Annotated in this window: 6 protein-coding genes; 1 reads left to right on the forward strand and 5 read right to left on the reverse strand. The window is 72.5% G+C overall.

Annotation, left to right across the window (positions count from 1 at the left end; genetic code table 11):
• Positions 1–206: 206 nt before the first annotated feature.
• A complete protein-coding gene (zapE, locus tag NJ376_RS27690; RefSeq protein ID WP_252956586.1) occupies positions 207–1,382 on the reverse strand; it encodes a cell division protein ZapE in 1,176 nt (391 codons plus the stop codon).
• A gap of 125 nt (positions 1,383–1,507) precedes the next feature.
• Between zapE and NJ376_RS27695 the strand changes: the two genes are divergently transcribed.
• Positions 1,508–2,173: a 2OG-Fe(II) oxygenase gene (locus tag NJ376_RS27695; protein ID WP_252956587.1), complete on the forward strand. Its 666-nt coding sequence runs from the start codon at positions 1,508–1,510 to the stop codon at positions 2,171–2,173.
• A 139-nt stretch (positions 2,174–2,312) separates the two neighbouring features.
• On the opposite strand, the gene dnaJ is transcribed toward NJ376_RS27695, so the two are convergent.
• From dnaJ to NJ376_RS27715, 4 genes are all read right to left on the reverse strand, one after another.
• The gene (dnaJ, locus tag NJ376_RS27700; RefSeq protein ID WP_252956588.1) at positions 2,313–3,476 is read right to left on the reverse strand and encodes a molecular chaperone DnaJ; all 1,164 of its coding nucleotides are present in this window, start codon (positions 3,474–3,476) and stop codon (positions 2,313–2,315) included.
• 115 nt (positions 3,477–3,591) lie between these two features.
• On the reverse strand, positions 3,592–5,544 hold the full coding sequence (gene dnaK / locus NJ376_RS27705) for a molecular chaperone DnaK (RefSeq protein ID WP_252956589.1): 1,953 nt from the start codon (positions 5,542–5,544) through the stop codon (positions 3,592–3,594).
• A 247-nt stretch (positions 5,545–5,791) separates the two neighbouring features.
• Positions 5,792–6,364, reverse strand: a complete 573-nt coding sequence (locus NJ376_RS27710; protein WP_252956590.1) for a nucleotide exchange factor GrpE — start codon at positions 6,362–6,364, stop codon at positions 5,792–5,794.
• Positions 6,365–6,488: 124 nt separating this feature from the next.
• Positions 6,489–7,985: ATP-binding protein (locus NJ376_RS27715; protein WP_252956591.1), on the reverse strand; the 1,497-nt coding region annotated here is incomplete at its 5' end.

A 7,985-nucleotide genomic window follows, 5' to 3' on the forward strand; every position in this document is an offset into this window, starting at 1 on the left:
GCCACCCGGCTGGCCGCCGCGGCGGGGCGCGGCGCCACCAGCGCCACGCGCTGCGCCGCCGGCCGGGCCTGCTGCGCCGAGGATTTCGCCGAAGGCTTCTGCCCTGCTGCGAAGGCCGGGGCTGCGAGCAGCGCCAGGCCAAGGACGGCCAGGGTCATGAAGCGCATGGGCTATCCTCTCGAATCCGTTATTGATATTACGCCGTATTACGTGAGGTGCGGCAAGCCCAGATAATCCTGACTCTGCATTTCCATCAAGCGGCTCGCAGTCCGCTCGAACATCGCAGCGTTCTCGCCTGATTCATATAGGTTGTCAGGGGCAGTCGCGGCGGAAGCCACTAATTTACAGCGATGTTCGTATAATGCATCCACAAGGGTGACAAATCGCCGGGCGCGATCGAAGTTCTCCGGGCCCAACCGCGGGATGCCATCCATCACCAGAGTGTGAAAATGCGTGGCCAGCGCCAGATAGTCGGCGGGGCCGAGCGGCTGGCCGCACAGCGCCTCGAAATCCATGCGGGCGACGCCGCGCGCCGCCTCCGGCACCTCCAGCACCCGGCCGAGCACGGTAAGCCGCGCGGGCGTGCCATGCGCCTCGCCGGTCAGCTCCCGGAAGGCGGCGTCCAGCGCCCGCTCCGCCCTGCCATCCACCGGGCAGTGCCAGGTGGGCAGGCCGCGGATGCGCTCCCGCCGGTAGTCGCGCTCCGCCTGCAGGTGCAGCACCTCCAGCCGCTGCCTGATGAGGGCGATGAAGGGCAGGAAGGCGTCGCGGCCAGGCTTGCCCTTGAAGAGGTCGTCCGGCGCGGTGTTGGAGGTGGCGACGACGACCACGCCGCGGGCGAAGAGGGCCTCGAACAGCCGGCCGAGGATCATGGCATCGGTGATGTCATGCACCTGGAACTCGTCGAAGCAGAGCAGCGCGGCCTCCGCCACGATGCTGTCGGCGAGCGGCGGGATCGGATCCTCCCCGCCCGGGTTGGCCTGCTTCCAGCGATGGATGCGCTGGTGGCAGTCCTGCATGAACTGGTGGAAGTGGATGCGCTTCTTCCGCCGCACCTCGGCGCAGGCGAAGAAGAGGTCCATGAGCATGGACTTGCCGCGCCCCACCTCGCCGACCAGGTAGAGGCCGTTCGGGGCGTCCGGCGCCTCCTCCACCGGCTTGCGGCGGAAGAAGCGGGAGAGCAGGCCGTTGCCGCCGCCATTCTGGGCGGCGGGCTCCGGCTTCGGGTCGTAGCCGCGCAGACGGCGCCAGAGCTCCTGCAGCACCTCCGCCGCCCTTGCCTGGGCTGGGTCCGGCTTCAGCGTGCCGGCGGCGAGGCGCGCGCGATAGGCCGCCAGCGGGCCTTCGGCCGCGGCGGGGGAAAGGCCGGGATTCGCGTCCATGTCCGGGCCGGGATAGCCCGGCACGCTGCAGCCGACAACCAAGCGGGTGAACCGCTTGTCACGCAACCGCGGCCGGGCGGCCGGGCTTTCAGCGATGCCGGGACCTCGCCCCAAGGGCCCAAGCCATGTCCAGCTCGGCCACCCGGATCTCCCCTGCCGCGCCCGAGACCGCGCGGATCCTCAACCTCGCGCCGCTGCTGGCGGCCACGCCGCGGGAGGACCCCTACCCCTGGGCCGTGGCGGCAGGCTGCGTGGCTGCCGCGGCGCTGCCGGCGCTGAGGCGGGATTTCCCGCGGATCGACCGCCCCGGCTACCACCCGGTGGAGCAGCTGGAGCCGCGCGGCAGCTTCGCCGCGCTGCTGGCGGAGATCGAGGCCGGGGCGCTGGATGACGCGATGACCCGGCTCTTCGGCCCGGATTTCGCGGCGCTGCCGCGGCTGGTGACGGTGCAGCGGCTCTCGGCGCGGGAGGCGGGACGGCCGCATACCGACAGCGCGCGCAAGGCGGCGACGCTGCTGCTCTACCTCAACCCCGCCTGGGCCTCCTCGGAAGGGTGCATCCGCGTGCTGCGCAGCGAGGATCTGGCGGATGTGGTGGCGGAGTGGCCGCCGGTGGAAGGCCATGTCTTCGCCTTCCTGCGCGGGCCGGACTCCTGGCACGGGCACACACCCTTTGTCGGGGAGCGCCGGGTGGTGCAGGTGGCCTGGCTGCGGGACCGCGCGGCGCTGGCGGCGAAGCAGCGGCAGCACCGCTTCACCTGGTGGCTGAAGGGGGTGTTCCGGCGGCACTGATGCCGGGCTCGAAAGTCCTGACGGTCCGGCCGGAGATCGCGCGCGGGGCCGGTGCGGCGGCTGCGCGGCGGATCGAGCGGGCGGGGCGGCGGCCATGCCGGCCGCCCCGGCCTGCCCGTGAAGCCCAGGCGGGCCGGGCTCAGCGCCCGCCGAGCCCGTCCCAGAACTCCTTCACCCGGGCGAAGAAGCCTTCCGCCTCGGGGCTGGATTTCCCGCTCTTCGTCGCCTCCTGCTCGAAGGCCTCCAGCAGCTCGCGCTGCTTCGGCGTCAGGTTCTGTGGGGTCTCGACCGAGACCTGCACGAACATGTCGCCGCGCGCCGCGCTGCGCAGCACGGAGAATCCCTTGCCGCGCAGGCGGAACTGGTCCCCCGCCTGGGTGCCGGCCGGGATGGCGACCTTGGCGCGGCCGCCATCCACCGTCGGCACCTCGACGGCGCCGCCGAGCGCCGCCTGGGTCATGCGCAGCGGCACGCGGACGAAGATGTTGGCGCCGTCCCGCTGGAAGATCGGGTGCTGCCGCACCCCGACATCCACGTAGAGATCGCCGGCGGGGGCGCCGCGCAGCCCGGCCTCGCCCTCCCCGGCCAGGCGGATGCGGGTGCCGTCCTCCACCCCCGCCGGGATGGAGACGTTCAGGGTGCGGTCGCGCTGCACCCGGCCGGCGCCCTGGCAGATCTTGCAGGGGTTCTTGATGATGCGCCCCTGGCCGCCGCAGGTGGGGCAGGTCCGCTCGATCAGGAAGAAGCCCTGCTGCGCCCGCACCTTGCCGGCGCCCTGGCAGGTGGGGCAGGTCTGCGCGCCGCCGCCGCTGCCGGGTTCCGCCCCGCTGCCGGAGCAGGCCTCGCAGGAGACGCTGCTGGGCACCCGGATGGTCTGCTTGGTGCCGGCGAAGGCTTCCTCCAGCGTGATCTCCACCGTGGTGCGGAGATCGGCGCCGCGGCCGCTGGCCTGGCGCTGCCGGCCCCGCCCGCCGCCGCCGCCGCCGAAGCGGCCGAACATCTCCTCGAAGATGTCCTCGAAGCCGGCGCCGAAGGGGTTGCCGCCCTGGAAGCCGCCGCCGGGGCCGCCGCCCCCGCCCTCGAAGGCGGCATGGCCGTAGCGGTCATAGGCTGCGCGCTTCTCGGCGTCCTTCAGGACGTCATAGGCCTCGTTCAGCTCCTTGAAGCGGCCCTCGGCCTCCTTGTCCCCCTGGTTGCGGTCAGGGTGGTACTTCATCGCAAGCTTGCGATAGGCCTTCTTCAGGTCGTCCTCGGTGGCGTCCCGCTGCACGCCGAGGATCTCGTAGTAATCGCGCTTGGCCATGGTCCGGCTGTGATCCCGTCAGCGAGAAACCCATGCCGCGCCCCGGACGGGCAAGCGCCCGGCCCCTTGCGGAGACCGGGCGCCACCCATCGCTCAGCGCGGCGGTTCCGCGAGCTTAGCTCGGCTTCTTCTTGGTGGGGTCCACTTCCTCGAAGTCGGCGTCCACCACCTTGTCGTTGCCGCCCCCTGCGCCGCCGCCAGGGCCACCAGCCCCCGCGCCGCCGGCCTGGCCGCCCGCCGCGCCGCCGGCCTGCTCGGCCGCCTGCTGCGCCTTGTAGAGCGCCTCGCCCATCTTCATCGCGGCCTGGGAGAGCTTCTCCCCGGCCTCGCGCTGGGCGTCGGCATCCGTTCCCTCGAGGGCGGTGCGGGCGGCGGCGAGCGCCGTCTCCACCTCCGCCTTCTCGGACGGGCCAACCTTGTCGCCATTCTCCTTCAGCGTCTTGTCGGTGCTGTGGATCAGCGCCTCAAGCTGGTTGCGGGATTCCACCTGCTCGCGGCGCTTCTTGTCGGCTTCCGCGTTCGCTTCGGCCTCCTTCACCATCCGCTCGATATCGGCGTCCGACAGGCCGGACTTGGCCTGGATCTTGATCTGCTGCTCCTTGCCGGTGGCCTTGTCCTTCGCGCTGACGGAGACGATGCCGTTGGCGTCGATGTCGAAGGTCACCTCGATCTGCGGCACGCCGCGCGGTGCCGGCGGGATGCCCTGCAGATCGAAGTTGCCGAGCAGCTTGTTGTCGGCCGCCATCTCCCGCTCGCCCTGGAAGACCTTGATGGTCACCGCGGTCTGGTTGTCGTCCGCCGTGGAGAACACCTGGGACTTCTTGGTCGGGATGGTGGTGTTGCGGTCGATCAGCCGGGTGAACACGCCGCCCAGCGTCTCGATGCCCAGCGAGAGCGGGGTCACGTCGAGCAGCAGGACGTCCTTCACCTCGCCCTTCAGCACGCCGCCCTGGATGGCGGCGCCGATGGCGACGACCTCGTCCGGGTTGACGTTGCGGGCCGGCTCCTTGCCGAAGAACTGCTTCACCACCTCGATGACCTTGGGCATGCGGGTCATGCCGCCGACCAGGATCACCTCGTCGATCTCCCCGGCGGAGAGGCCGGCATCCTTCAGCGCCTGCTTGCAGGGCTCGAGGGTGCGCTGGATCAGGTCATCGACCAGCGCCTCCAGCTTCGCCCGGGTCAGCGTCATCACCAGGTGCTTCGGCCCGGAGGCGTCGGCGGTGATGAAGGGCAGGTTCACCTCGGTCTGCTTGGAGGAGGAGAGCTCGATCTTCGCCTTCTCGGCGGCCTCCTTCAGGCGCTGCAGGGCGAGCTTGTCGCCGCGCAGGTCGATCCCCTGCTCCTTCTTGAACTCGTCGGCCAGGTAGTCGATCACCCGCGCGTCGAAATCCTCGCCGCCGAGGAAGGTGTCGCCATTGGTGGACTTCACCTCGAACACGCCGTCGCCGATCTCGAGCACCGAGACGTCGAAGGTGCCGCCGCCGAGGTCGTAGACCGCGATGGTGCCGCTGTTCTTCTTGTCCATGCCGTAGGCGAGGGCGGCCGCCGTCGGCTCGTTGATGATGCGCAGCACCTCGAGGCCGGCGATCGCGCCGGCTTCCTTGGTCGCCTGGCGCTGGGCGTCGTTGAAGTAGGCGGGGACGGTGATGACGGCCTGGGAGACCTTCTCGCCGAGATAGGCCTCGGCGGTCTCCTTCATCTTGGTCAGGACATGGGCGCTGATCTGCTGCGGCGCGTATTTCTGGCCCTCGACCTCCACCCAGGCATCGCCATTGTCGGCGCGCACGATGTGGTAGGGGACGAGGCCGATGTCCTTCTTGACCATCGGGTCGTCGAAGCGCCGGCCGATCAGCCGCTTCACGGCGTAGAGCGTGTTGTTCGGGTTGGTCACCGCTTGGCGCTTGGCGCTCTGGCCAACGAGGCGTTCGCCGTTCTTGGCGAAGGCGACCATGGAGGGGGTGGTGCGGGCACCTTCGGCGTTCTCGATGACCCGGACGTCCTTGCCTTCCATGATGGCGACGCAGGAGTTGGTCGTGCCGAGGTCGATGCCGATGACTTTGCTCATCCGTACTTTCTCCTTTGCGGCGGGCGGGGCTGGCCCGGAAGAGGCGCCGGTCCCCGTCCCCTGACTGAGCCGATCAGGCACCGGACCTTATGGCCGGTTTCCTGACGGGCGGTTTCAGTGGAGCTCCGCCGGTCGGCCGACCGGCGATGCTGGCGATGTATTGGCGCGCGGGCCCCGGAACAAGGGGAAGCCGGAGGAGGTGATGAAATTTTAGGCGGCATCATCCCCTCGATCCTGTCCCCGGCGGTCAGCCCTTCGGCGTGCCCCCGGCGGCGACGACGACCATGGCCGGCTTCAGCAGCCGCCCGTTCAGCGTCCAGGCCGGGGTCCAGGCCTGGATGACGGTGCCGGGGGCGACACCCTCCGGCGCCGGCTGCTCAGCCATCGCCTGGTGCAGCTCCGGGTCGAAGGGCTGGCCCTGGGCCTCCTGGCGGGCGATGCCATGGCGCTCGAGGATGCCGAGGAAGCTGCGCTCCACCCCCTCGAAGCCCTCGCGCAGCTTGGTCAGCAGCTCCGGCTCGCCCTCCTGCTGCGGCGGCAGGGCTTCCAGGCCGCGGCGGAGGTTCTGCGCCGCCTCCACCACATCGCCGGCGAATTTCTGGATGGCGTATTGCCGGGCGTCCTGCACCTCGCGCTGGGTGCGGGCGCGAAGATTCTGCATCTCCGCCTCCGAGCGCAGCCAGCGGTCGCGCATCTGGGTCAGCTCCGCCTCCAGGGCGGCGATGCGGTCCTCGGGGGTGGCGCTGCCCGCCTCGGCGGCGGGGGTTTCGGGGACGCCCGTCGCGGGCGGGTCTGGCAGCTTCTCGGCTGGGTCGCTCATGATCTCTTTGCAAATGTCAAAAGGGGCAAGGCGCGGGCGCGGTGGGCCGGCCCGCCTTCGCTGCCTCAGGTAGTCTTTGCCAGGGGCCAGGGCAACCGGTCGGCGGCGGGCCGTGCCCATCCCGTCAGCCCAGGGCCCGGGAGGCGACGGCGCCCGCTTCCGCCCGCGGCCAGGCCAGCCCCGGGATGGCGCGGTGCAGGGTCCGGGCGGCGCGCGCGCCGGCGCCGGGGCAGGCCGGCAGCGCCTCCGGCAGCCAGAGCGTGACGGTGGAGCCCCGGCCCGGCCCCGGGCTGGCGAGGTGCAGCATGCCGCCCGCGCCATGGGCGAAGGCGCGGACGGAAGCCAGGCCGAGCCCGGTGCCGCTGCCGGGCTTGGTGGTGAAGAAGGGCTCCGCCGCCCGGGCCAGCGTCGCCGGGTCCATGCCCGTGCCGCTATCCGCCACGCTGATCCGCGCCTGGGCCTGGGGCGCGGCGGTGCCGAGGGGCGGCAGCGCCCCGGGCGGCACGCCCTCCAGCCGCACCGCGATGGTGCCGCCCGCCGGCATCGCGTCCCGCGCGTTCAGCGCCAGGTTGAGCAGGGCGGCCTCCAGCTCCGCCTGCTCCCCGGCCACCAGCGGCGGCAAGTGGTCCCGCACCACCTCCAGCCGCACCGGGTAGCCGGCCGGCAGGGTGCGGCGCAGCAGGTCCACCGCCGCGCGCAGCGCCGCCTCCGGCTCCATCGCCGCGGGCACGGCGCCGGGCTGGCTGCCGCGGCGGGCCATGCGCAGCATGCGGTCGGTCAGCAGCGCGCCGCGGCCGGCCGCCTCCGCCACCATATCCAACAGGCGGGTGGCGCGCTCCGGCTCCCCGGCCTCCAGCGCCTTCTGGGCCAGCTTGGTGCCGCTCCGCACCGCCTGCACGGTGTTGCGGAAATCATGCGCGACGCCGGCGGCGATCTGGCCCAGCGCCTCCAGCCGCTGGGTGTGGCGCAGCACGGTCTCCGCCTCGGCCCGGCGCGCCGCCGCCTGGTGCCGGGCGCGGCGATCCGCCAGGGCGGCCAGCCAGAACAGCACCAGCATGGTGGCCACCGCCAGGGCGAGGCTGGCCAGCGCCTCCCGCATCCAGGCGGCGCGGGGGCCGGACGGGTCCCGGCCATAGACGACGGAGACAGGCCGGCCCGGCAGGTGGCGGGCGAGGTAGCGGCGCGGCCTGCCGTCGAAGGGCGAGGGCCCGTCCACCGGCCCGTCCGCCGCCAGCGCCGCCGCCATGCCGCCGCCGGCGCGGAACTGCCCGGCGGGCCCGGGCGGCGCCGGGTAGCTGGCCAGCACCATGCCGTCCGGGCGCCGCAGCACCGACACCTCATCCCCCTCCCCATCCGCCAGCCGGGCATAGGCGGCGATGAGGTCGGCCAGGCGGAGGCTGGACCACGGCACGCCGCCCTCCGGCCGGCCGGGCCGGTCCTCGCCGGCGAGGACCGGCCCGGCGCCCGGCGGGACCACCGGTGGGGCTGCCTCCTCCGGCGGCGGATCCTGGTGGCCGGGCGGGGTGACGGCGAGCGCCGCCGGGCCGGGGCTGCCGGTCCCCGGGGCGCTGCGCCGCAGCTCCGCCAGCAGGGCGGCGAGCTCCGCATGCCCGGCGATCTC

The organism is Siccirubricoccus soli (assembly GCF_024178315.1).
Taxonomy (GTDB): Bacteria; Pseudomonadota; Alphaproteobacteria; order Acetobacterales; family Acetobacteraceae; genus Siccirubricoccus; species Siccirubricoccus soli.

Coding starts and splice junctions, on each gene's coding strand:
- zapE (WP_252956586.1), bottom strand. CDS start 1,382: ATGGACGCGAATCCCGGCCTTTCCCCCGCCGCGGCCGAAGGCCCGCTG.
- NJ376_RS27695 (WP_252956587.1), top strand. CDS start 1,508: ATGTCCAGCTCGGCCACCCGGATCTCCCCTGCCGCGCCCGAGACCGCG.
- dnaJ (WP_252956588.1), bottom strand. CDS start 3,476: ATGGCCAAGCGCGATTACTACGAGATCCTCGGCGTGCAGCGGGACGCC.
- dnaK (WP_252956589.1), bottom strand. CDS start 5,544: ATGAGCAAAGTCATCGGCATCGACCTCGGCACGACCAACTCCTGCGTC.
- NJ376_RS27710 (WP_252956590.1), bottom strand. CDS start 6,364: ATGAGCGACCCAGCCGAGAAGCTGCCAGACCCGCCCGCGACGGGCGTC.